Origin of the sequence: Paraburkholderia sp. BR10954, from assembly GCF_040965775.1 — a bacterium.
Lineage (GTDB): Bacteria > Pseudomonadota > Gammaproteobacteria > Burkholderiales > Burkholderiaceae > Paraburkholderia > Paraburkholderia youngii.
In genome coordinates this window covers 72999-96604 of sequence record NZ_JBFRCK010000026.1, presented here as the reverse complement: position 1 = coordinate 96604, position 23606 = coordinate 72999, and the positions used below count along the sequence as shown (strand labels likewise).

Sequence of the window (23606 nt, the reverse complement as noted above, 5' to 3'; positions counted from 1 at the left end):
GTGACGATACCGCCGCTGCGGGTCGTTTTCGTCCTTAGCGCCGCTCTGGGACTTGTCCTCGTGACGCACGTTGTTCATTTTTTGCCATCGTCTCCCGTCTATCGTCTGTCGGCACCCGTATTGCCGCAGTGCCGGATAGACCACTATGAGGGGGCCATCATGAAGTCGCCTTACCACGCAGTTGCGAAAACTGTCGCGTACCTTTTGGTCGCATGCTCAGCATCGCTGGCTGCACCTGCTTTCGCAGGCGCGTACGTACCTTGTCGCTCCGGCAGCGCAGCGACAGCAACGCAAAGCGGTAAAACGATGCCGTTGCACCACGCCAGCGTGGTTCACAAGAGTAATGGCGGCGTCAACGGCGGCATGCCGACCCCGTCGCAGTCCGGCAAACGCGTTCCCGGGGGCGACTCCATCGATCCCATGTATCGAGGAGGTTGATGCGCCCAAGACAGCACACTTCGAGAAAACTGGCACGCTGACCAGATGTTTCCGAAGCACGCTACGGCCGGGAATGGTGATCGTGCTTACGTGAGGAGGTCGCATGCGCAAGTTCAAACCCGTAGTTGCGCTCACACTCGTCGCAGTGCTGCTGGGAGTCGGTCTGGCGAATTACGTCAGTCTGGCACACGACTGGCCGCCAGACCCGCTTTTCGTCCGTAACGCCGAGCCGGGGCCTGTCCTGATAAAGGACGTTCTTGATTTTCTGGTCATCGTCGATGCGCACCCGCATCGCCGCAGTACCGGATAAACAACTGTTTGGAGGTGCATCATGAAGTTGCTTTTGCAGGCAGTAGGGCTTGCGGCCGCGATCGTCGCGCCGATCGCGTCTTTCGCACAATCGGAGCAGCCGGTCACGCGCGCGCAGGTCAAGGCGGAGATTCTCCAGCTTGAGCAGAATGGCTATAACCCGGCCAACGCGCTCGATGCCCAGTATCCCGCGGACATTCAGGCCGCCGAAGCGAAGATCGCTGCACAGGACAGCCAGCAGGCGGCCGAAAGTGACGTTGGCGGCGCGACGACCAACGCCACTGCACAGGCAAGCCAGCAGGCGGGCAGCAATGACGTTGGCGGCACGACCGTTGGCACCTCCGCTTCCAGCAGTGCCCAGCATGTGTCGAAGCCCTCGCCGTCTTCGTGCGTTGGTCCCGCAAGTTACTGCAACCTTTTCTTCGGTAATTGACCGCTGATGGGGCCGTCCGACACCGCGCCGACGATCCGGGTAACGTGCCTCTGGATCGTCGGGGCGTCATGGCTGTACAGAGTACGACAGCTACCAGCTCGATTTGGCCTTGAACGGTCCGCAAAATGAGGACAGTCCATGGACATGAGCACCAGAGAAACCAGCCCGGCGGCACCGACGCAGAGCGGCGTATCTGCTGCACCAAAGGCGTCGACGCCAGATAGTGGGGTCGCGCGATCGTTTGCAATCCTCCTTGGGTTTCAGTGTCTCGGCGAGTTAATCGCCTATGTCACGCGAGCTCCTGTTCCCGGACCCGTGCTTGGCATGGTGCTATTACTTTGCTTGCTCTCGGCCAAACCCTCTGTCGTGCCTGCCGTCGAGCAGGTCTCTCGCGGACTGTTGAATCACCTTTCACTGTTTTTTGTGCCCGCCGGTGTGGGCGTCATGGTCTTCGCGCCGCAGCTGAAAGGCCAACTGTCCGCACTCGCCCTTGCCATCGTTATCAGCACGATTCTTTCGATGGCGATTGCTGCGCTAGTGACAGGCATGTTGCTGACGAGGCTCGACCGAAAGCAATCACACCACAAGGCTGCGACGGCGCCACGCGCTTAGGCAGATTCTGCCGCCGCAAGCAGGAGGGGCCATGTCAATCGGTGAACTGTCCGTGTCTGTCAATGCGATCGTGGGCGCGTCGCCTCTGCCGGCGCTCACGGCAACCGTCGGTGTCTACATCGTTGCCTGCCGCCTTCACACTCTGGCGCGGAAGAATCCCCTGGCCAACCCGGTAGCGATCTCCGTGTTGCTCATGATCGCGATACTGTATTTGACAGGCACCTCCTACAGCGCATATTTCGCGGGCGCGAAACTGATTCACTTTCTACTGGGCCCGTCGGTCATTGCATTGGCTATTCCGCTACACCATCAGATGCCCAGGCTCAGACGAGCGCTTGTGCCGCTGCTTGGCGGGCTGATCGCCGGCTCGGCCACGGCTGTTGCCTCTGCGATTGCGATATGTGTCTGGCTACATTGTCCGTTTGTGACTGTCGCGTCGGTCGCTCCGAAGTCGGTCACTACGGCCGTAGCAATGCTGATCTCGGCAAAAATTGGTGGTTTGCCCTCGCTCACCGCGGCGATCGTCATCCTGACAGGCATTACCGGTGCGACGCTGAGCAACGTGGTCCTGGATACCGTTGGTGTGCGGCGTGACGACGTGCGCGGCTTTGCAATGGGTGTTGCTTCCCACGGCATAGGTACTGCCAGGGCGTTTCAGATCAGCGAAGAAGCAGGCGCCTACTCGGGACTGGGCATGGCGATGAACGGCACTATGTCGGCGTTTGTCCTCCCAGTGCTCCTGCCCATCCTGAGCGGTTGGTTGATTTGACGAACGGCGGATCCCGGCATGCGCCCGCGTTCCTATCGTTACCGGGCGGCGTGTGGGCCGTCCGGTGGACGGGCGTTCAAGGCAGTGGCGGCAGTGGCACTGGCCACGCTATCGCTGACCTGCGTCGCTCAGACAGATGGCAGATGCACAACCGCGACCATACGAGGAACGTACGGTACAAAAATCCACGCGGACCTGCTCGGAATTATCACTCGAACAGCGTCCACCCAGACGCATTGTCCGAAAAAAACGAATGCCTTTGAACGGCTAAAGCGCCCCAGTCTGTGGAGTTGATGTCGACACGTGATGAGTGATAGTTTCGACGGCCTGCTCAACAGAAACGGTAGCTGTGTCGACTACAAGATGCTCTGATTCCCATGCATCATATCGGCGCTCAAGCACGCTCTTCCATGTCGGCAGGTTGTGGCCAGAGATATCTGCCCGTCGCCCCTCGACTCTCAGACGGTGCGCAACAGTATCAGAACATATCAACTCTATCTCGAAGACGCGTGCACCTGCTTCGAGCGCCACACCTCTCCAGTGACTTCGCGTGATATGCAACGCATTCACCGAGTCCGCGACGACGGTCAACCCGAGGCGCAAATTGTCTTTCGCAACTGCGTAGCCGGCCAGATAACCGGCAGGTCCAACATCCTTCCCGCCGACCCCAGAAGCGAGAAACGCCTGTTCCAACGTATCAATACGCAGATAAGCTGCGGCGAGTTTGCGAGCGAGTGTTTGCGCTACCGTTGTCTTTCCGGTGCCCGGTAATCCACCGAAAACAATCAACATTTTTCGTGCTCCCTGGTTTTCGAATATTTGCTGATTGTCGCGGATTGCTGCCGCGATCTCCAGTGGCCATGGCCGATCGGGTGAAATCGCCAACGGCCGCTCATTGGCACTCCGGTTCGCAAAAACTGAATTCATTTGACTGACCGGTTTGGAGAAGGTCATCTGACCGGAGGGTCGATTTCGGATATTTGATCAGTCTGACTCCGATCACGTTCGAACGAGAGAGGGTGTAGCGACGCGTTGCCCGCCGTCTATTAACCGTTGCAAAGGGTCACTGCTTTACACTCAGAAGCCGCGGCCTCCTCTGTCTGATTCGAAACCGACACCTTGAGAGAGGTTGTGTCGAAAAACAATCCATGGCTCTTTACTTCGACAGACGCAGCTTCTTCGATAGCACGATACCCCGCTGCGGGCTCACCAACCAGATGGCGTGAATGTCGGTGTAAAGGGTCGAGGTTCTTGTCGTGATGTCGGTGGGCTCGTCATTGCTGGGATCACTATGTTCGCGCCGGTCGGTCAGGTAAGGCGGCGCCATGCTGCACATCAGCACAATCGCGAAGTCTCCATTCGCTTCGTCGAACGCCGCCTGCGAGAGTGTCACGCGTCCGTGAACCCTGGTTTTGGTCCGTTCACCGGACTTGAGCACAATCAGATCGATATGTTGGATGTACCCCTTAGCCTTCGCCTCTGGCGCCACCACCAGCCCTCGACCGCGTTGTCCGGTAATGGTTTTCTTGAGTAGGATCGCTCCCGGCTTGTTGTCGTCGGATAGATCTACGTCTACCGTCAGCAGGTGCGTCTTTGACTGATATCGTATTCCGTAGGGCGCAGGTACGACGAAAGCAAGGTCGCGCTCGAGACTGGCTTTCGGCGAGTCGAGCTCGCTTGGCGCCTTAGGGACAGGGACGTGGATCAGGTTCCTGATGCGATCGCTCAACGAAGGCGAGTCGGCATTGAACCTCTGGCCCGCCAAAGCGTCCCTGATGGCAACCGGGTCGTCGCCGACGAAAGGCTGAGTCGACAGGACATCTGCAGAGGCGGAAATTTCAGCCTCAATCGCATTGGGAACAGTGGCTGAGTCTGCCGACATCCCGGCGTGCGCCAGGAGCGACATGCAAACAAGGGTGCAAGCGACGTTCGAACGGACCAACACGGTTTTGAGATCAGCCACGACAAACCCCTCCAGGATCAAGGCAGTCTATCGCAAAGCCTTACATGGGAAACTCGACCGCATCAATCTGAGCGGCCAACAATGCTCGCTCTACCGAGCGGGGGCGTCTCCCCTGTTAATCCCTGTCAGCGTGCCGGATTGCGTGCCATGACGATCCACGCCGCGCCGTCGATCATCACCGACCGCTCGCCGGGCAGGCCCGCGAAGGCGGCACGAACCGCGGCCGAGGCGCGGGCGCGGATGTCGTCAGGCTTATCAGCGAGCGCGCGCGACAGCGGGCCGACCTCGAGCGTCATCTTCACCGCGTCGTCGATCGCAGCGTCCCGCGTCCCGCCCTCGCCGAACGGGACGGAAGCATCGAAGGGCGCGATAGCGATATCGGTGAAGCCGGCCGCCGTCAGGATGCGTGCCACGCGACCCCGGTCGCCGAACGAAAATGGGCCGGGCGCTTCGGGATCAGGCGCCGCGCTCGGCGGGAGGATGCCCTTGATCGCGCCCATCGGCAGGCGCACCCAATCGTTCTCGGCCGCGCCGCGCCAGCAGACGAAAGCGACCCGCCCGCCCGGCCGCAGCGCGCGTCGCATATGGGCGAACGCTCCTGTCGGATCGTCGAAGAACATCACCCCGAAACGCGAGAACAGGATGTCGAACGCGCCCTCGGGCAACTCGGCGCTGCTGGCGTCGGCCACTCGGAACAGGGCCGGCGTATCCTGTGGCGCAAGCGCGCGCGCCCGGCTGATCAGCGGTTCGGATATGTCCACGCCCAGCACTTGGCCCCCCGGGCCGACGCGGGCGGCCAGAGCCAGACTCGACGCGCCCGCGCCGCAGCCGACGTCCAGCACGCGCTCGCCCGCCACGGGCGCGGCGGCTTCTATCGCGGCCTGGCCGAACACCGCCACCATAGCGTCGAGCCGGGCCTGGTTGGCGACCCAGCGCTCCCCGCTTTGACCACTCCAGTCGGTCACCTGATAAGCATTTTGCTCTGCCATGTCATCTCCTTGCTCTGATTCGTTCTTAACTAGCTACCCTTTGTTCGAGGCAAGGGGGAGCCGAACCTCGCCCGCATCGTAATGACCGAAGAGCCGCGCACGTTCATGGATGTACTTCGCTTCGCTGCATTGCGTACATTGATCATAAGGGGAATGCACGGAGGCGAAGTTGGGCTGTTGCCTACCGATTGGAAACGGGAGCGTGCTTACTTCGATTCGAACGGGCGGCCACCTGGCGAACTCGGTGGTATCTCTACTTCCCTGATGATCCGACATTTCGCGAGAAACAGCAGGACGAAGAGTCTGATAGCCGGGTACTTCACGAGGAGACTCAGCCAGCGCCGGACATGTTCCGGGCGCTGCTAACGGAGACGCTTGATCGCGTAGCCGCAGTCACAGCCCCCCGCCCCCGACATTTGGATCTGGCTTTGACAAATGAATGGGCGCCATGTCATCAGCTTTTTAAGGGACTTCCCGAGGGTCGTGACTTTTGGATTGCGTCGTCGTGCCTTGGCGGGTTAATGTAAGCGCTAACACGTCTCGACTTGCAACCTTCACCGGTCCTCATCGCATGTCATCCCTAAAAACATTTGGAAATGTAAGCGCTAACATGCACTCGACCGAAGCATCCTCCTCGGTCCGGCTCATCGTCGCAGGTAGCGCGAACATGGATCTCGTGGTGCACGCGGAGCGTCTGCCGGCGCGGGGGGAAACCTTGCTCGGCGGCGCGTTCGCCACATTCGCCGGCGGCAAAGGCGCCAATCAGGCGGTCGCAGCGGCGCGGCTCGGCGCTTCAGTTGCGATGCTCGGCTGCATCGGAGACGACGACTTCGGCGCACAGCTCCGCGCGCGTCTGGACCGCGAGCACATCGACACGGCGCACCTGCACATGGTGAACGACATGTCGACCGGCATCGCCGCCATCACGGTGGCCGCGGACGGTGCGAATACGATCGTCGTTTCGCCGGGCGCCAACGCCGCGCTTACTCCCGCTCACGTCGATGCGGCGCAAGACGCCATCGGCGCCGCCGGCATGCTGATTTGCCAACTCGAGGTGCCGCTCGACACCGTGCGGCACGCCATTTCAGTTGCGGGAAGGCTCGGCACGCCGGTGCTGCTGAACCCGGCTCCGGCGCAGCCGCTTGCGGACGCGCTTTACCAGCAGGTCAGCTATATGGTTCTCAACGAGACCGAGGCCCACTTGTTGACGGACGTGCCCGTCGATGGCCCGGCGTCCGCGCGTGAAGCCGCAGCGCACCTGCGTGCGAAAGGCGTGGAGACGGTGATCGTCACCCTCGGCGCCGAGGGCGTCTGGTACGCGACAACCGGGGAAGAAGGTCACCTGCCCGCGCCGCGCGTCGATGCGATCGACACCACGGCGGCCGGCGATACCTTCGTCGGCGGCTTCGCAGCCGAGCGCGTGCGCGGCGCCAGCATTCGCGACGCGATCGAGTTCGGACAGCGGGCCGCGGCGCTCAGCGTCACGCGTCAAGGCGCGCAGGCATCCATTCCGACCCAGGCCGAAGTGCGGGCGCAACCCGCGTTCCCGGCAACGGTTCGATAGACCCGGCTGCGCGGGATCGCAGCCTATCCACAACACAACATGGAGACGACAGCATGAACCCAACCCCCGTGTCCGAGCAGGCACCTCCGCGCGTGCGCCGCGCCCAGATCGTGGCGCTGACGCTGCTGATGGTGAGTGGCATCGTGAACTATCTCGATCGCGGCACGCTCGCGGTCGCGAATCCGTTGATCCGCAAGGATCTCGGTCTGTCGCTCGGGGAAATGGGGCTGCTGCTGTCGGCATTCTCATGGAGCTACGCGCTCTTCCAACTGCCGGTCGGCGGCCTCGTCGATCGCATCGGACCGCGCAGGCTGCTCGGAGTCGGCCTGATCATCTGGTCGCTCGCGCAGGCCGCGGGCGGCATCGTGTCCACCTTCGGCTGGTTCGTCGTCGCGCGCATCGTGCTCGGCATCGGCGAGTCGCCGCAGTTTCCGTCGGCGGCGCGCGTCGTGAGCAACTGGTTTCCGCTGCGTGCGCGAGGCAAGCCGACCGGCATCTTCAATTCCGCGTCGCCGCTCGGCACGGCGCTCGCACCGCTGTGCCTGTCGGTGCTCGTCGTGGAATTTCACTGGCGCTGGGCCTTCATCGTTACCGGCGCGCTCGGTCTCGTGGTTGCGGTGATCTGGCTCGCTATCTATCGCGATCCAAACCCCTCTGCGCTCACTGCAGAGGAACTGCACTACCTCAAAGGCGACGCCGCGGAGACGAAGCCTGCCGAGCAGCTCAGCTTCGCCGACTGGCGCGCGCTGTTCTCGAACGTCACGACCTGGGGGATGCTGATCGGCTTCTTCGGCTCGGTCTATCTGAACTGGGTTTATCTGACCTGGCTGCCCGGCTACCTGACGACAGAGCGCCACATGACTCTGATGCACACGGGAATCGCGGCCTCGGTGCCCTTCTTCTGCGGCTTTCTCGGCGCGCTCTGCGCAGGCTGGTTCTCCGACCTCATCACGAAGAGGAGCGCCTCGCCGGTGGCGAGCAGGCGCAACGCGGTCGTCATCGCGATGCTCGGCATGGTGGCGTTCACCGTGCCGGCCGCACTCGTCGAAAGCAATACGATCGCCATCGTCTGCATCTCGGTCGTGATTTTTCTCGCCAATGCAGCATCAGCCTGCTCATGGGCACTGGCAACCGCAGCCGCACCGGCCAACCGCGTCGGCTCGCTCGGCGCCATCCAGAACTTCGGCGGCTTTCTCGGCGGCGCACTCGCGCCCATTCTCACGGGCTACATCGCGCAGTCGTGGTCCTTCGTGCCGGCTTTGCTGACGGCCGCGGGAATCGCCTTCGTCGGCGCAATGAGCTATCTCTTCCTCGTGCGCAAGCCGATCGAGTTCGAGATCGAACCGGGTACGCCGGCTCGCGCTCACGCCTGAGAAGCGTCATTTTCAATTCTCAAGAGGACAACACCGACATGACCCTCCCCACTTCCCTGCCGCGCTCGACGCGCTCGATCGAAGGCATCGTTCCCGTCATGCTGACGCCTTTCGACGACGCCGGGACCATCGACTATGCCGGGCTCGAACGACTGATCGAGTGGTATCTCGCGCATGGCTCGGACGCGCTCTTCGCGGTCGCCCAGTCGAGCGAAATGCAATTCCTGAGCCTCGACGAACGCGCCGCGCTCGGCCGCTTCGTGGTCGAGCACGTGGCCGGCCGCGCGCCGGTCGTGGTCTCAGGCCATATCAGCGACGATCCGGACGCGCAAGCCGAGGAGCTGAACGCGGCCGCGGCGACGGGCGCGGACGGCATCGTGCTGGTGACGAACCGGCTCGATCCGCGCCGCGAAGGCACCGAAGCGTTCACGGCGAACCTGCGTCGCCTGATGAGCCGCCTTCCTTCCGACATTCCATTGGGGCTGTACGAGTGCCCCGCTCCTTACCGGCGCCTGCTGTCCGACGACGAGCTCAAGATGTGCATCGATACCGGCCGCTTCGTGATGCTGAAGGACGTCAGCTGCGATCTCGACACCGTGAAGCGCCGCGTCGCGCTGGCGAAGGGCTCGCCCATGAAGATCCTGAACGCGAATGCCGCGATCGCGTGGGACGCGATGAAAGCCGGCTCGGCAGGTTTCAACGGTGTGTTCACGAACTTTCATCCGGACCTGTACAACTGGTTGCGCAGCCGCGCCGACGAGAATCCGGCGCTCGCCCGCGAGCTTTCGACTTTTCTCGTACTCGCTGCGGTGTCAGAGGCGCTCGGCTATCCGGCGCTCGCGAAGATGTATCACCAGCGCATCGGCACTTTTCAGTCGATTCGTTGCCGCGCAATCGACTACGACGTGCGCGAGCGCTTCTGGGCGCTCGACGCGGTGCTCGACAGGATCGTCGAAGGCACCGAGCATTTCCGTTCGCGCATCGCCGCCGGGATTTGACTCACTCATCACCCCGCCGCGGGTAAGATGACGGGCGTTCTTTTCGAATCACACCGTTGATGCCTCGCTCCTCTGACTCCGCCTCCACTCTCGAAGAACCGTCGCCGACCGGACGTTCGGCCGGCGCGCGCGCCCGCCGCGGCGCGGGCCGCCCTGTCCTGTCGGATGTCGCAAAACGCGCGGGCGTGTCCACGGCGACGGTATCGCGCGTCTACAACGAGCCCGGCAAGGTGTCCGACAGCGTGCGCGAGCGCGTCGAACAGGCCGCGCTGGATCTGAACTGGTTTCCGAATGCGGCCGGGCGCGCGCTCGCGTCCACCCGCAGTCATATTGCGGGCATCGTGATTCCGACGCTCGACGATCAGGTCTTCGCCTCGCAGGTGAGCGGCATGCAGGCGGAGTTCGCCGCGCGCGGCATCACGCTTTTTCTAGGATGTTCGAACTACAACCCCAATGAAGCGCTCTCTCAGGTTCACGCGATGCTCGCGCGTGGCGTAGAGGCTATCGCGGTCGTGGGCGAGGCGCATCCGCCGGAACTCTTCGAAGCGCTGCGCGTGTGGCGCGTGCCTTACGTCGTGCTCTATGCGTGGCGCGAGGGAAGCCCCCACGATTGCATTGGCTTCGACAACCGCGCGGCCTATGAGCAGATCACCGAGCATCTCGTCGCGATCGGACACCGGTCATTCGCGGTCTGCATCCAGCCGACGCGGGATAACGACCGCGTGCAGGCGCGGCTCGCGGGAATTCGCGTCGCGCTCGAACGTCATGGTCTCGCGGTTCGGCCGGAGCATCTGATCGAAGGTGAATCCACGCTCGATTTTGGGCGGCGGGCGTTGCGCGCGCTCTGGCAACAACCGGGGCCGCGTCCAACCGCCGTGATCTGCGGCAACGATCATATTGCGCTGGGCGTCTTACGGGAGGCGGAAGAGCTCGGCATCGCGATACCCGAGCGGCTTTCGGTCACCGGCTTCGACGATCTCGCGATCGCGCGCGAAGCGCGGCCGCCACTGACCACGATGCATGTGGACACGCGCGAGATCGGCACGGTCGCCGCGAAGCATCTGCTCGATGCGCTGGATGGACGACCGACGCGACAAGGGTATGCCGTGCCGGTGGAATTGAAAGTGCGCGGGTCAACCGGGCCGTGCGTGGGATGAGTGTTGTTGATGTCCTGCAGCCTAGGGGCACGGAGGCGCGCTCTTTGAAGTAGCTCGATAATCTGATCGAACCGCACCATCGTCGCATTACAGCGATGCCTGGATTCGTGCTCGTGGCGCGGTCCGCAGCCGTGCTACCGGGACGCTTGCCGGGGCAGCAGCTCCTCCCGTTGCGTGCGCAGCGGCCTGAGAATCCAGACGGAAGAACGAAACGGCCTGGTTCAGCTGCCGGCCCTGATCCTCGAGCGATTTCGACGCCGCCGCCGCTTCCTCCACCAAAGCGGCATTCTGCTGCGTCACTTCATCCATCTGCGTGATTGCCTGATTGACCTGCTCGATCCCGCGGCTCTGCTCGGTCGACGCGGCTGCGATTTCCCCCATGATGTCGGTCACCCGCGCGACGGCCTGGGTCACCTCCGCCATCGTCTTCCCCGCCTCGTTGGCAAGCGACGACCCATTCTGGATCTTCTGCACGGACGCGTTGATCAGATCCTTGATCTCCTTCGCGGCACTGGACGAGCGCTGAGCGAGGCTGCGCACTTCGCTCGCGACCACCGCGAACCCACGTCCCTGCTCGCCTGCACGGGCGGCCTCCACCGCGGCATTCAATGCGAGGATGTTGGTCTGGAAGGCGATCCCCTCGATGATCCCGGTGATATCCGCGATTCTGGTGGAACTCGTCCTGATTTCGCTCATCGTATCGACCACCTCGCCAACGACCTGATTGCCCCGTCCCGCCACTTCGGATGCGTTGGCCGAGAGCGAGCTCGCCTGCTGTGCGTTCTCGGCGTTCTGCTTCACCGTTGACGTCAGCTCCTCCATGCTTGCCGCAGTTTCCTGCAGTGACGCAGCCTGCTGTTCTGTACGCGTGGAAAGGTCCACGTTGCCCGACGCGATCTGGCTCGAACCCGTCGCGATACTGTCGGCGGAAGTACGAACCTGACCGATCAGGTGAACGAGGCTAACCTGCATCTTGCCCATCGAGGCGAGCACGCTTCCGGTCGGCGCACTGTTCGCCCCCGGCACCGGGCTCAGATCGCCGCCGGCCACGCGCTGCGTCACTTCGACCAGTGCCACGGGCTCGGCGCCCAAAGCGCGTAGCAGGCTGCGGGTGATGACTGCACCTGCCACGACCGCCAGCACGAGCGCAGCCAGACAGATTGCAATCAGCAGATTCCGCTGAGTCGCGAATTGATCGCTCGATTGGCGGACCATTTGTTGTGCGCGTTCACGGGTGAAGTCCTCGTACTCGTTGGACGCCTTGATCAGAGCCGAAAGCAGTGGCCTGCATTTGGTATCAATTGCCGCAATCGCCGCGTCGCGCTGATTACTCACCGCCAGCCTGTTGATTTCCAGGGCCACGGGGCGGTAAAGCGCCTCGATCCTGGGAAGTTCGGCCGCGAGTCTGCGTGCCTTGTCGCTCATGTCGGAAGCGCCCGCTACCATGGCATTGAACTTTTCCAGGTTAGCCTCGACTCTGCGTTCAGCGTCGATGACGGCGGCCTTTTCCAACTCGATGTCCTCAGGCGTGGTGACCAGCACCAGATTGCGCACCGCCACGGCACGATCATCAACTGCGGTGCGGACAGCTTCAGCGATTGTGGCCCGTGCGTTAATACCATTGATGTAGCCGGAAAAGCGGTCATTCGCGTCGTTCAGCTCCTTCAAGGCGAGTCCTGAAACGATCAGTACAACAACGGCCAATGCTCCGAAAGCCACCGTAAGCTTCGTCTTCACAGACAAGTTATTCAGGATCATTTTTCGCTTCCATTTTCGACGGAAAGACACGTAAATGCGGGCGAGCGTTCTTGATGCCCGAGTCACGCACCGGTATGCGCCCGCGCCCGTGAAAACTGATGCGCCTCGCATATGCATTTACGGCGGCAGACCTAATGAACTGAAGCCAGGATTGCCCCGTCTATCGAATGCGCAAACGTTGGCGCGATATTGATTTGTTCTATCGGGAATTAGGTATTGTTTAAGCGCGTTTTTATCAGACAAAATAGGATCGGTGAATATAGGAAACCTCACCGATTTTCTCTGGCGTTGTAAATCAATCGTGATATTCGCGAAAGCGAATTTTAAAATCGGTTGGCAGTCCAGACATGAATCGGTAGGCGACTTCACGAGAGTCCAAATGTCTTTCTCAGGTTTGCGTCGAGGGGTCCAGCAGGCACGAAGCGACGCAATTTGCTTAGGAGAGAAGCCTGGCCTTTTGGAGTGCGCCTCATTCTCCATGCGCCCAACGCGGAATCGACAATCGTGGTTGCGACGCCATCAGGTGCCGGCGCCTCATTGACATTTTTTTGAATCGCGCGGGACACGATGGCGCGCTCATCGTCATAGGCTGCGATTTTGGAAGCCGCATGCGGTGCATTGAGATCCAGATTGGTCCTGGTATAGGAAGGCTCGACAAGCACCACGCGGATTCCTAACTTGCGCACCTCATGGTCCAAGGTTTCAGACATTCCCTCGACGGCATGCTTGGATGCCGAATAGAGCCCCATGTACGGAGCCGGAAGGAAGCCCAGCACTGAGCTCACATTGACGATTCTTCCCGAACGTTGCGAGCGCATGTGCGGCAGTACCGCTTGTGTTGTGCGCAGAATCCCGAAAACGTTGGTATCGAATAGCGACTGAGCCTCGGCAATCGACGTTTCTTCCGTCGCGCCGAGCAGCGTCACGCCCGCGCTATTGACAAGCACATCGATGCGGGTGGCTTCCGCGATGACGCTCTGGATTGCATGTTCCACTGAGGCGTCGTTACGGACATCCATCTCGACCAGCACAACACCGGGTATCGATTGCGCGGTTGTAGCGTTGCGTACGGTACCGAATACCCGGCAACCCCGGCTGGCAAACTTCTCCGCGGTGGCTCGTCCGATCCCCGACGACACACCAGTAACAACGACGACTTTAGAATTCGACATGGCAGTTCCCTTCGATGCAGGTGAATGGAATAAATAGCGGATCAGCCGCTCCGATTGATCTTGCAACCAAGGTTCATTGCCTGGCAGCGAGCACATCCTGCGGCATTTCTTTCGCAGGCTGCGCCTGCTCATGCCTGCCTCTGCGCAGATTAGTCGTATCGCCCGGCCGAATCCTGAACCAGATGGAATACATGGCCGGCAGGAACACCAGCGTCAGGATCGTTCCTGCAAAAGTGCCACCGATCAGCGTATACGCGAGCGTCCCCCAGAACACCGAATGGGTCAGCGGGATGAACGCCAGGATCGCCGCCAGCGCGGTCAGGATCACGGGCCGCGCACGCTGCACGGTTGCCTCGATCACGGCATTGAACGGATCCAGCCCGGCCTGTTCGTTCTGGTGAATCTGGCCGATCAGAATCAGCGTATTGCGCATCACTATCCCCGATAGCGCAATGAGGCCGACCAGCGCATTGATTCCGAACGGCTGCCGGAAAAGGATCAAGGTTGGCACGACACCGATCAGTCCCAGCGGGCTGGTCAGAAAGACCATGACCATCGCGGAGATCGAGCGCACCTGCAGGATGATGATGAGCAGCGTGACCGCCAGCATGATCGGAAAGAGCGGCAACATGGCTGTCGTCGCCTTGCCTGATTCTTCGATCGAGCCGGCCTGCTCGATGCGGTAGCCGTCCGGCGACTTGTCCATGATGGGCCGAAGCTGCCTCGTGATCGCCGTCGATACGTCTGGCGGCTGCAAGCCATCGGCGATGTCACCGCGCACGGTGATCGTCGGCATCCGGTCGCGCCGGCGCATGATCGGTTCCTCCATGCGCACGTCGACCTTGCCCACCTGCGACAGCGGGATGCGCTGGCCGTTGGCGCCAGCCAGCGTGAAGTCGCCGATCCGCGCCGGGTCGAGCCGGACCTCGCCGGCCGAGCGCGCGATGACCTGCACCGTGCGAATGTCCTCGCGCACGACGGTGACAGGCACGCCGGTGAGCAGGAATTGCAGTTGTTGCGCGACCGCGCTCGATGTCAGCCCCACGGCCTGCAGCCGGTCCTGCTGCAAGGTGAAGTGCAGCGTGGGCGTGCGCGTCCCCCAGTCGGTGTTGACGGTGCGCATCATCGGGCTCGCCGCCATCACCTGCTGAACCTGCTCCGCGATACGGCGGAGCTTGTCCGGGTCGGGACCCGTGACCCGGTAAGCGACCGGGTACGGCGAGTACGGGCCGAATACGAGCTGCGTGACGCGCAGGCGCGCCTCAGGCGCAAGCCCATCGGCGATTGCCTGGCGCAGCCGCTGTTTGAGTGCCTCGCGCTCGTCCTGGTTATCCGTTCGCACCACGATCTTGGCAAATGACGGATCGGGCAGCTCCGGTCCCATCGAGAAGTAGAACCGCGGTGCGCCCTGACCGACATAGGCGGTGACGATTCTCGCTTCCTTCTGTCTGGCCAGCCAGCCTTCGACCTTCGCTGTGGCGGCGCTGGTCTGGGCGATCGACGTGCCATACGGCATCTGCACCTCGATCAGCACTTCAGGGCGGTCGGAGATCGGGAAGAACTGTTTCTTGACTACCGCCATGCCAAGGACGGCCAGCACGAAGAGGCCCACGACCGAACCGGCGACGAGCCACTTGCGCGCAATGACGCGCTTCAGCAGTTGACGGAAACCGTTGTATCGCGGCGTGTCATAAAGCGCGTCGTGGCCACCTTCGACTTTCTTGAAGTCGGGCAGCATCTTGACGCCGAGGTAAGGTGTGAACACCACGGCGACCACCCACGATGCGATCAGCGCGATCCCAACGATCCAGAACATGTTGCTCGTGTACTCGCCCGCAGTGGATCGGGCGAAGCCATTGGGCATGAAGCCGACCGCCGTGACCAGCGTGCCGGAGAGCATGGGCGCCGCGGTATGACTCCAGGCATAAGCGGAGGCGGCAACGCGGCTGTAGCCCTCTTCCATCTTCACCACCATCATTTCGATGGCGATGATGGCGTCGTCCACCAGCAGGCCGAGCGCCAGGATTAGCGATCCCAGCGTGATGCGGTCGAAGTTCTTGCCAGTTGCGAGCATCACCAGGAAGACCACCGCCAGGGTCAGCGGCACGGCCGCGGCAACCACGAGGCCCACGCGCCAGCCCATGCTCACGAAGCTCACCAGCATGACCACCAGCAGGGCCGCGAAAAACTTCACCATGAACTCATCGACCGCCGAACTGATGTTGACGGCCTGGTCGGTGACCTTGGTCAGGCTCATGCCGAGCGGCAGCCTGCCGTTGATCGCGCCCACCTCGCGGTCCAGCGCGCGACCCAGGTCGAGGCCGTTCCAGCCGTCGCGCATCACGACGCCCAGCAGCAGGGCAGGTTCGCCGTTATTGCGGATCAGGAAGGTCGCCGGATCTTCATAGCCACGCGTGACGGTGGCAATGTCCGATAGCTTCAGCGTGCGTCCCTGCGCCACGACGGGCGTATCGCGGATCTTCTGCAACGCGTCGAACGCGCCGTCGAGGCGGATGAACACCTCCGGGCCCCTGGTCTCCACCGAGCCGGCGGGCGTCAGCGCATTCTGGCCGTTCAGCGCGGCGAACACGTCCTGCGGACTGACGCCCAGCGTTGCCAGACGGTCATGCGAAAACTCGACATAGATCCGCTCCGCCTGCTCGCCAATGATGTTGACCTTCTTCACCCCCGGCACGTGCAGCAGCCGCTGCCGCAGCGTCTCGGCGTCGCGTACCAGCAGGCGCTGCGGTTCGCCTTTGGCCTTGAGCGCAAACAGCGCGAAGGTGACGTCTGCGTATTCGTCGTTGACCATCGGCCCGATCGCACCAGGCGGCAGGTTGCCTGCCTCGTCGCTGATTTTCTTGCGGGCCTGGTAGAACTGTTCCTGCACTTCCGAAGGCGGTGTGCTGTCGAGCAGGGTCAAGGTCGTGAAGGCGAGGCCCGGCCTTGTGTAGGTCTCCGTACGGTCGTACCAGCGCAGCTCCTGCATGCGCTTTTCGAGCTTTTCGGCGACCTGGTCCTGCATTTCCTGCGCGGTGGCCCCCGGCCAGGCAGTGATGATGGTCATCACCTTGACCGTGAAGGCGGGATCTTCGGCACGGCCGAGCTTGAAGAATGAAACGAGTCCGGCCAGCGAGATCAGGCAGATCAGGAACAGGGTGATGGAGCGCTCGCGCACAGCGAGCGCGGAAAGGTTGAAACGACCTTCGCTCACGGACGGACTCCCTCGGTTGCGGTCACGGGAGCCTGGCCCGCCACACGGACCGGTTCGCCTTCGCGTAGCAGATGCGCGCCGAGCGCGACGATCCGGTCGCCTTGCTTGATCGGGCCGTTGATGCGGACGTCGTCGTCATCCACGTGCTCGACCGTGACCGGCCGCCAGGAGACCTTTGGCGGCTCGCCGTCGACGACCCATACTCCCGGTCCCTTGCCCGCATCGAAAAGGGCGCCAAGCGGCACCTTCAGCGCGCTTTGCACGGAACGATGCGCATCCGGAATCTGGATAGTGACCGTTGCTCCTAGCGGTGCATCGGACAGCGTGCCGCCGAGCACGTACCGAGCCTCGAAGGTGCGGGTGAGCGGGTCCGCAGCATCGGATAGTTGCCGCAATTCGGCGGGAACCGTGACGTCTTGCTTGCCGAAGAGCGTTGCCTGCGCGACGGAACCGACCTCAGGGCGCAGGGTTTCCGGCAACTGGATGACGGCCTCGCGACGTCCTGCGTGAGCCAGGCGCACCACGGTCTGCCCGGCGTTGACGACCTGCCCGGGCTCGGCCAGCGTTTCCATGACGACACCATCGGCGTCGGCCATCAGCTCCGTATAGCGACTCGCATTAAGCGCGACGTCGGCTTGGGCTTCGGCTGCGCTGAGCTGGGCTTTGGCCGCATCGGCCGCGGCCTTGACCTGGTCGTAGGCCGAGGCGGAAATGGCGCCCGTGCCGCGCAGATCGCGGTAGCGCGCTTCATCCTCTGCCGTCTGCTGCGCCCGTGCCCGCGCGGCAGCGACGGCCTGCTGCTGCGCCTGCGCGGCCAGCTTCAGATCGACGGGGTCGATGCGCATGAGCGGCTGGCCGCGCCTGACGCTCTGCCCGGCATTGACCAGCCGCTCGAGCACCTTGCCGGAGACCCGAAACCCCAGGTCGCTCTGCACCCGGGCGGCTACGGTTCCGGTAAATGAGCGCGAGGCGGGCGGTGCGTCCCGAACGATGGCGGAACGCACCAGCGGCGCCTCCGTGCGCGGATCGGGCGGTGCTTTTGCGCCGCAAGCGGCCAGCGCAAACGGCAACGCGAAGACGACGGCTGAGGTAGCGAGGCGGCGCGCAAGCATGAAAGACCCATCGACGAAAGGATGATGGATCCGATTATGGTTCTAGTGACCAATATAGTCAATAGTCACAAATGGTGCGCGTTAAGGTGAGAGGCTGCGGAGCACCAGACTGGACAATTTCGCCGGCGCCTCCTCGGTGTAATCGAAGCTGTGCTGCAGGATCAACGGGTTGAGGTACGGGCGTAAAACCAGGTAGATCGCCATCGCGGTCTCATCCAGCGGCGTCTTGCGCTCGAAGTCCCCGCTTTGCCGCCCCTCCTGGAGGATGTCCTGAAGCAGCTTCTGGATGCGCTCTTCATAGGCGCGCGTCGCCTGCCATTGCTCGGTGGCGGCCGACGCGGCAATCTCGTAAAGCTTGCGGTCCTGGGAGAACAGGCGAAGGCTCGCCTCGACGATCGCCTTGAACATCCGCCGCAGTTTCTCTGGCGGCCGGGCGACCTCTTCGACGGCAGCTTTGACCTCGCTTTCGATCTCGCGCAGGCAGTTCGCGCAGATCATCTCGCCAATAGCCTGCTTGGACTCGAAGAACTTGTAGATATACGCCTTTGAAAAGCCGATGGACTTGGCGAGATCAGAGACGGTCGTTTTCTCGTAGCCATACCGGCTGAAGTGCTCGGTGGCCGCGGCAACGATCTGGTCGCGCACGTCATGGTCGGCTGGGCCGCGGGCCGAAATGGGATAGGTGGCTGCATTTTTCATGGTTCCTAGCTTACCGCCGCCCCCAAAAATCGACAACAAGTGACTAAATTGTATTATAGTCACCTTTACTCGTCCTCGTCGCCCGGATGAAGCTCATGCTGCCCAAACGCACCCTTGCCATGCTTGTCGTCGCCAGCCTTTCGGCAGGCTGCGCGGTAGGTCCCGATTACGTTCGGCCCGATGTACCGATGCCGGAGCGGTTCATGGGCCAGACAGCGGTCGATCATCGGCATGCAACGGCCACTGCGGACCTCGTGACCTGGTGGACGGCGTTTGGCGATCCGCAACTGACGCAATTCGTCGCGCTTGCGCTGGAGCAGAACCTTGACCTCGCGCAAGCTTCTGCTCGTGTCGCCCAGGCACGTTCAGCACTGGGGGCGGCGAATGCCGCGCTGCTGCCTTCCGGCAATGTCAGCGGCCAGGCAGCCAGGGTCTACCAGTCCGTTGAAACGCCCCTCGGGCGAGTTTTGAACTCGACGCCCGGTTTCGACCGCTACGGCAACGAGTACGAAGCCAATCTCAGCGCGAGCTGGGAACTGGATGTGTTCGGAGGCCTGCGTCGTGGACGGGAAGCGGCGCTCGCCGAGTACGAGGCTTCGGAAGCCGGCGCCGCGGCCACACGCCTGGCCGTGGCTGCACAGACCGCCGACATCTATATCAGCATCCGCGGATTGCAAGCCCGTCTGAACGTCGCGCGGCGACAGGTGCAGACGCAGCAGGATCTGCTCTCCACCATCAACCTTCTGTATGGCAAGGGGTTGGCAGCCGAGCTTCAGGTAAGACAGGCCGAGGGGGCGCTTGCCCAGGTCCGGGCCTCCGTCCCGGTCCTCGAGACGGGCCTCGACGCGGCCATGAACGCACTGGATGTGATGCTCGGCGCCCAGCCCGGCGTACATCGGGCCGAGCTGCTCGAAGCTGGCGACATCCCCGTCCCCCCGCAGATCGGAGCCACCGGATCGCCGCGCGAGTTGCTCAGGCGGCGGCCAGACCTGATCGTGGCCGAGCGACACCTCGCCGCATCGAATGCGCGTATTGGAGTGGCCATCGCCGAGTACTACCCCAAGGTCTCCCTCAGTGGGCTGATCGGCAGCGCGACATCCGTGGCCAGCGGCAATCTGTTCTCGAGCGGCGCCAGCCAGGCCGCCGGCGTGCTGGGTCTGCGCTGGCGTTTGTTCGACTTCGGCCGGATCAATGCGCAGATCGGCCAGGCCAAGGGTCAGGAGGCCGAGATGCTGGCTGCCTATCGGCTTGCCGCATTACATGCGACTGAGGACGTGGAGAACGCTTTTTCGGCACTGGTCAAGCGCGAGGAACAGGCTGCTGCGCTCACGCAGGGCGTGGACTCGCTCGGCCGCGCAAGAGCTGCCTCGTTTGCAGCCTATCAAAAAGGCGTGGTCAGTCTGATTGAAGTCCTGCAAGCCGACGACAGCCTGCTACGCACTTCCGATGCGCGAGTGCAGGCACAAACGGAGTCAGCCCGCGCAGCAGTCGCTGCTTTCAAGGCGCTCGGGGGTGGTTGGCAACCCAGCGAATCCGAAGCGACGGTTGCCACCAGGTAGCTAGCGCACGCGCCGAAAGCACGCAAAGCGGCGTCGGGAATTTGGCAATCTTTGTTCTTCGATGGCCGTTGATGAGGACTCCGCTTCTCCCGCGCAGCGGAGCGGCTACCTGTCGAAAGGTCCCTGCAGTCACTTGCCATCAGGAAATGGAAGCGCAGCGTTTCGTCTACACCGCCTTATCGCATGTCACGCAAACGATTGACCCGGGAAGAATCCCGCAAAGAGACCCGCAGGCGCCTGCTCGGTGCAGCGGCCTTGTGCATTGCCAGCAAGGGGTTGGCCGCCACGAGCGTAGAGGATATCGCCGCCCGGGCCGGCTATACCCGTGGTGCGTTCTACTCGAACTTCGACAGCAAAAGCGACCTGTTCGTCGAACTGCTCCGTCTCGATCACCAGAACATCCAGGAAAACTTGCGGAAGCTGTTAGAGGCCGGTTCGTCCAGCCAGGACCTGCGAAAGCGGCTCACCTTGTTATACGCGCAGCGTTATCGCGACGACAACAACTACGTCATGTGGGCCGAGGCACGCCTGCATGCCATGCGTGACGCTAAGTTCCGACAACAGATGAACGTCCTTTGGCTAGAAAAGCGCGAGATGATCGCCTCCTTCATCGAGCAGTTCTGCAAGCACGTCAACATGCAAGTGCCAGGAGCCTGTGCCGCCCAGGCACTTGCCACGATCGCATTGATGGACGACGTCCTCTATTTCACCATTACCATGCCCAACGAGCTGTCGAAGACTTCAGCCGAAGCGGTTGTGAGCAACATCCTTGCGAGAATGTTCACAAGTTCATCGTTCTGAGTGAACCTTGATTGGCGCAAGGTCCGTTCTAGCTGGTTGATCAATCCGTACCCGACGACGACACAAAGCAGCGGTCGACGCGTACGAGATCGAGTTGGATTTCAGTAATCTCTTCCGCACGTTGGGTGCCAATCGCATCGTCGATGCGCTCGTCGGACCCATTTCGACGTGTCTCGTGGTCCTTACCCGTTCATCGCGGAGACACGCCGATATAACGCGTCGCGGCGCAAGGTGGAAAGCGCAAACATCTTTGCGCCCCGTAATCAGCAAAGGCCTCCCGCGCAAACGTCCCCATTTTCGATGGCTGGCAGCGAATCCGCGCACGCGTGTGGGCCGTTAACCGCGTCTTTCGGACAGGCATAGGCCAACCTCTGAGGCACGTGGACTGCTTGCGAAACATGTATCGAAGCGTAGAGGCCAGAGAGGATTCAGTGCACCGTCTGGGCGCTAATGGCTCATGGTCGAACGTATCAACCCGGTTACGCGCTTCACGCCGCGTAGAAGACCCACTTACTACGGAGATTGGTCGCACCTGGCAAACGGGAAGGCGTCCATACAACTTAGAATGACCGACGTATCATGGCAGGTGACGCATCGGGAGTGGGTGATTCGTTCCTCACCGGAGAAGAGAGGCTTTCACTACCACGCTCGCGTGGAGGTTGAGCGCCGCCCTCAGGACTACGTAGACAATCGCCAAGTCTTTCGCTTCACCGACATCGGCTATTTCGATACCCAGGCTTCCGCAAATGAGCGCGGTGTGGCCTGGGCGAAGGCATGGCTCGACGTCAACTTCTAAGCGTTGGCAATTCCCCTCACATCAAGCAAGTCTCGTCCTCTTGACACGCAGCCGATGCTTTTGCCAGCACGGTTGCGCCGTTTTTTGCCGCCTCGACGTTTTCCCAAAGATGCTTCGATATCCGCGATGGCCAGGGAATGCGGCACTCTCCACCTGTGCGAAGACATATCGCGAGCCCAGTGAACGTCGCTGCGGTGAGGACCATTGACGATCCCCACTGGCGGCCGCCGGTTTGAATGCGTGTGGGTCCGTCTCGGGCATATTCGTTGCGCCAGTGAGGGCTCTAAACAACCTTTTAGGAGCTCACAAATGTCACAGCGAAAGACGGTCGATGATCTGTTCGTGCACATGCTTTCCGATATCTATAGCGCGGAGAAGCAACTGACGCGAGCACTGGCGAAACTCTCCCGCGCCGCTTCCGACCCGGCGCTGAGCGACGCATTCAAGACTCATCTTGAAGAAACGCAGGGACAGGTCGAACGGATCGACAAGGTGGTGGAAACTTGCGACATCCGCCTGAAGAGAATGAAGTGCATCGCGATGGAGGGATTGATAGAAGAAGGACAGGAACTGATCGACGAGATCGAAAAAGGTCCGGTCCTGGATGCGGGCCTCGTGGCCGCCGCGCAGAAGGTCGAACACTACGAGATCGCCACCTACGGTAGTCTGTGCGCCATTGGCAAGCAACTGGGTTTCACCGAAGCCGTGAAACTGCTGACAGAGACGCTGGACGAAGAAAAGGCCACGGACCTCAAGCTTACCGAGTTTGCGGAAAGAGCCGGTAACAAGAAGGCTACGCAACAGTAAACCATGAGGACACAGCGCAGGCGTACCGGTCGAATGGTCTGCCTGCGCTCGCCATCACGTGATTTACCTTCGATTTGTGCCTGTCACATTGGTCCGTGGGTCCGATGCTTCGATTCATCACTGGCCGTTTTGCTGCTTGCCATCCGTATTGTCGTTCGTGCCGTGGCCGGTGTTGGGACGGGTGCTATTGTTCATCCCGCTCGACCGGTCCCTCGACGGGTTGTCAGGCGCAGCGCCAGTTCCGGTTCCCATACCGCCACCGGTTCCTGTCGCACCCGTCGCCATCCCTCCGGCGCCCCCAGCATTGCCGCCGCCAGCGGCCACGCCGTTCCCAGCTCCGCCTCCGCCGCCGGTCCCGCCCGCTCCGCCCCCGCCACCACCTTGCGCATAGGCGCCGCCCGACAGTGCCGTCACCAGCGCAGAAGCCAGCATCGCTTTTGTCGTGAACTTCATGGTTCGCCTCCATTCCATTGGATCGATGTCGCCAGCTGTCGGGCGCAACGCCGCAGTCGCTTCGTCACTTGCGACAGCCCGCCACTGCCGAACGTCAGTCTCGCGGCAGCATCACCTGGAATGAGCAGGGGTTATTCCCGGGACCGGACTGGAGGTTCTCGATAAGCCCTCGCTTCACGCCTCCGGCTGAGCGCCGACGCATTAAAGCCAAGGAATCCGAATCGGGCATGCCGTTGTGTCGTGCCGTGGCATGCCGGATGCGCGATCGCCATACATTTGTCGGCATTCAACGAGTCATGTCGCGGATTGCTCACTGCGTGATCATCGGAAAGATCGACCGGCCGATGCCGCCGGGAGAAAGGATGCCCGTTCCCCGTGGCAAGCGAACAGGTGAAAGATGCTGATCCACATGACGATTCGCCTCGCGGACAGGTCAGGCCTTCTGCTTCTATGCCGGGCGTTGCACGACAGCGATGCGCAACTTGCGGGCAACGTCAGGCAGTTCAACGACCAGACCGTTGAACTGTGTATTTTCGCCACGTGCGCGTCAGACGTGACATGGCTATGCAGAGAACTCGTCAACACACGGCTTGCGGAAAACGTGCTGGTGCGACGACTCGACATCGACCC

Annotated in this window: 21 protein-coding genes; 12 read left to right on the top strand and 9 right to left on the bottom strand. The window is 62.0% G+C overall.

The features are described 5' to 3' along the window. Positions 1-541 precede the first annotated feature (541 nt). The 4 genes from AB4Y34_RS29350 (at position 542) to AB4Y34_RS29335 (ending at position 2561) form a co-directional block, all read left to right on the top strand. Positions 542-748: a hypothetical protein gene (locus AB4Y34_RS29350; protein WP_176105280.1), complete on the top strand. Its 207-nt coding sequence runs from the start codon at positions 542-544 to the stop codon at positions 746-748. A 21-nt stretch (positions 749-769) separates the two neighbouring features. Next, the gene (locus AB4Y34_RS29345; protein WP_176383161.1) at positions 770-1180 is read left to right on the top strand and encodes a DUF4148 domain-containing protein; all 411 of its coding nucleotides are present in this window, start codon (positions 770-772) and stop codon (positions 1178-1180) included. 138 nt (positions 1181-1318) lie between these two features. Beyond that, a complete protein-coding gene (locus tag AB4Y34_RS29340) occupies positions 1319-1792 on the top strand; it encodes a CidA/LrgA family protein (protein ID WP_368717981.1) in 474 nt (157 codons plus the stop codon). A gap of 31 nt (positions 1793-1823) precedes the next feature. After that, entirely contained in the window at positions 1824-2561 is a 738-nt protein-coding gene (locus AB4Y34_RS29335) for an LrgB family protein (protein ID WP_368717980.1), read from the top strand. 267 nt (positions 2562-2828) lie between these two features. Here AB4Y34_RS29335 and AB4Y34_RS29330 read toward each other — a convergent pair whose 3' ends face one another. The 3 genes from AB4Y34_RS29330 to AB4Y34_RS29320 all read right to left on the bottom strand — a co-directional run bounded on the left by AB4Y34_RS29330 (position 2829) and on the right by AB4Y34_RS29320 (position 5513). After that, positions 2829-3515, bottom strand: coding sequence for an AAA family ATPase (locus AB4Y34_RS29330; protein WP_368717979.1), 687 nt, complete (start codon positions 3513-3515; stop codon positions 2829-2831). A 202-nt stretch (positions 3516-3717) separates the two neighbouring features. Then, positions 3718-4524, bottom strand: coding sequence for a hypothetical protein (locus tag AB4Y34_RS29325; RefSeq protein WP_368717978.1), 807 nt, complete (start codon positions 4522-4524; stop codon positions 3718-3720). Positions 4525-4649: 125 nt separating this feature from the next. Next, positions 4650-5513, bottom strand: a complete 864-nt coding sequence (locus AB4Y34_RS29320) for a class I SAM-dependent methyltransferase (RefSeq protein WP_176383159.1) — start codon at positions 5511-5513, stop codon at positions 4650-4652. Between the two features lie 610 nt (positions 5514-6123). Between AB4Y34_RS29320 and rbsK the strand changes: the two genes are divergently transcribed. The 4 genes from rbsK to AB4Y34_RS29300 are packed head-to-tail and all read left to right on the top strand — an operon-like array spanning position 6124 to position 10605. Next, entirely contained in the window at positions 6124-7077 is a 954-nt protein-coding gene (gene rbsK / locus AB4Y34_RS29315; protein WP_368717977.1) for a ribokinase, read from the top strand. A 53-nt stretch (positions 7078-7130) separates the two neighbouring features. Then, entirely contained in the window at positions 7131-8450 is a 1320-nt protein-coding gene (locus tag AB4Y34_RS29310) for an MFS transporter (protein ID WP_368717976.1), read from the top strand. Positions 8451-8488: 38 nt separating this feature from the next. Next, positions 8489-9448 carry a dihydrodipicolinate synthase family protein gene (locus AB4Y34_RS29305; RefSeq protein WP_368717975.1) on the top strand — a complete coding sequence of 320 codons (960 nt, stop codon included), beginning with the start codon at positions 8489-8491 and terminating at the stop codon, positions 9446-9448. A 59-nt stretch (positions 9449-9507) separates the two neighbouring features. Continuing rightward, positions 9508-10605 carry a LacI family DNA-binding transcriptional regulator gene (locus AB4Y34_RS29300; protein ID WP_368717974.1) on the top strand — a complete coding sequence of 366 codons (1098 nt, stop codon included), beginning with the start codon at positions 9508-9510 and terminating at the stop codon, positions 10603-10605. 87 nt (positions 10606-10692) lie between these two features. Here AB4Y34_RS29300 and AB4Y34_RS29295 read toward each other — a convergent pair whose 3' ends face one another. From AB4Y34_RS29295 to AB4Y34_RS29275, 5 genes are all read right to left on the bottom strand, one after another. Next, positions 10693-12363 (bottom strand): methyl-accepting chemotaxis protein, encoded by a 1671-nt coding sequence (locus AB4Y34_RS29295; protein WP_368717973.1) that lies wholly within the window; start codon positions 12361-12363, stop codon positions 10693-10695. Between the two features lie 365 nt (positions 12364-12728). Then, complete coding sequence (locus tag AB4Y34_RS29290) at positions 12729-13535, bottom strand: oxidoreductase (RefSeq protein WP_176383155.1); 807 nt, start codon at positions 13533-13535, stop codon at positions 12729-12731. Positions 13536-13608: 73 nt separating this feature from the next. Then, a complete protein-coding gene (locus AB4Y34_RS29285; RefSeq protein ID WP_368717972.1) occupies positions 13609-16749 on the bottom strand; it encodes an efflux RND transporter permease subunit in 3141 nt (1046 codons plus the stop codon). Then, positions 16746-17861 (bottom strand): efflux RND transporter periplasmic adaptor subunit, encoded by a 1116-nt coding sequence (locus tag AB4Y34_RS29280; protein WP_368717971.1) that lies wholly within the window; start codon positions 17859-17861, stop codon positions 16746-16748. The genes AB4Y34_RS29285 and AB4Y34_RS29280 overlap by 4 nt, the downstream gene beginning before the upstream one ends. An 81-nt stretch (positions 17862-17942) precedes the next feature. Then, positions 17943-18560 carry a TetR/AcrR family transcriptional regulator gene (locus AB4Y34_RS29275; protein ID WP_368717970.1) on the bottom strand — a complete coding sequence of 206 codons (618 nt, stop codon included), beginning with the start codon at positions 18558-18560 and terminating at the stop codon, positions 17943-17945. Between the two features lie 95 nt (positions 18561-18655). Here AB4Y34_RS29275 and AB4Y34_RS29270 point away from each other — a divergent pair, with 95 nt between their 5' ends. From AB4Y34_RS29270 to AB4Y34_RS29255, 4 genes are all read left to right on the top strand, one after another. After that, on the top strand, positions 18656-20119 hold the full coding sequence (locus AB4Y34_RS29270) for an efflux transporter outer membrane subunit (RefSeq protein ID WP_368717969.1): 1464 nt from the start codon (positions 18656-18658) through the stop codon (positions 20117-20119). Positions 20120-20302: 183 nt separating this feature from the next. Next, on the top strand, positions 20303-20920 hold the full coding sequence (locus AB4Y34_RS29265) for a TetR/AcrR family transcriptional regulator (RefSeq protein ID WP_368717968.1): 618 nt from the start codon (positions 20303-20305) through the stop codon (positions 20918-20920). A gap of 565 nt (positions 20921-21485) precedes the next feature. Continuing rightward, complete coding sequence (locus tag AB4Y34_RS29260) at positions 21486-21716, top strand: hypothetical protein (protein WP_176383144.1); 231 nt, start codon at positions 21486-21488, stop codon at positions 21714-21716. Between the two features lie 309 nt (positions 21717-22025). Continuing rightward, positions 22026-22523, top strand: a complete 498-nt coding sequence (locus tag AB4Y34_RS29255) for a ferritin-like domain-containing protein (RefSeq protein ID WP_176383142.1) — start codon at positions 22026-22028, stop codon at positions 22521-22523. Between the two features lie 117 nt (positions 22524-22640). Here the strand turns inward: AB4Y34_RS29255 and AB4Y34_RS29250 are convergent, their stop codons facing one another. Further along, entirely contained in the window at positions 22641-22976 is a 336-nt protein-coding gene (locus tag AB4Y34_RS29250; protein WP_368717967.1) for a hypothetical protein, read from the bottom strand. Between the last annotated feature and the right edge of the window lie 630 nt (positions 22977-23606).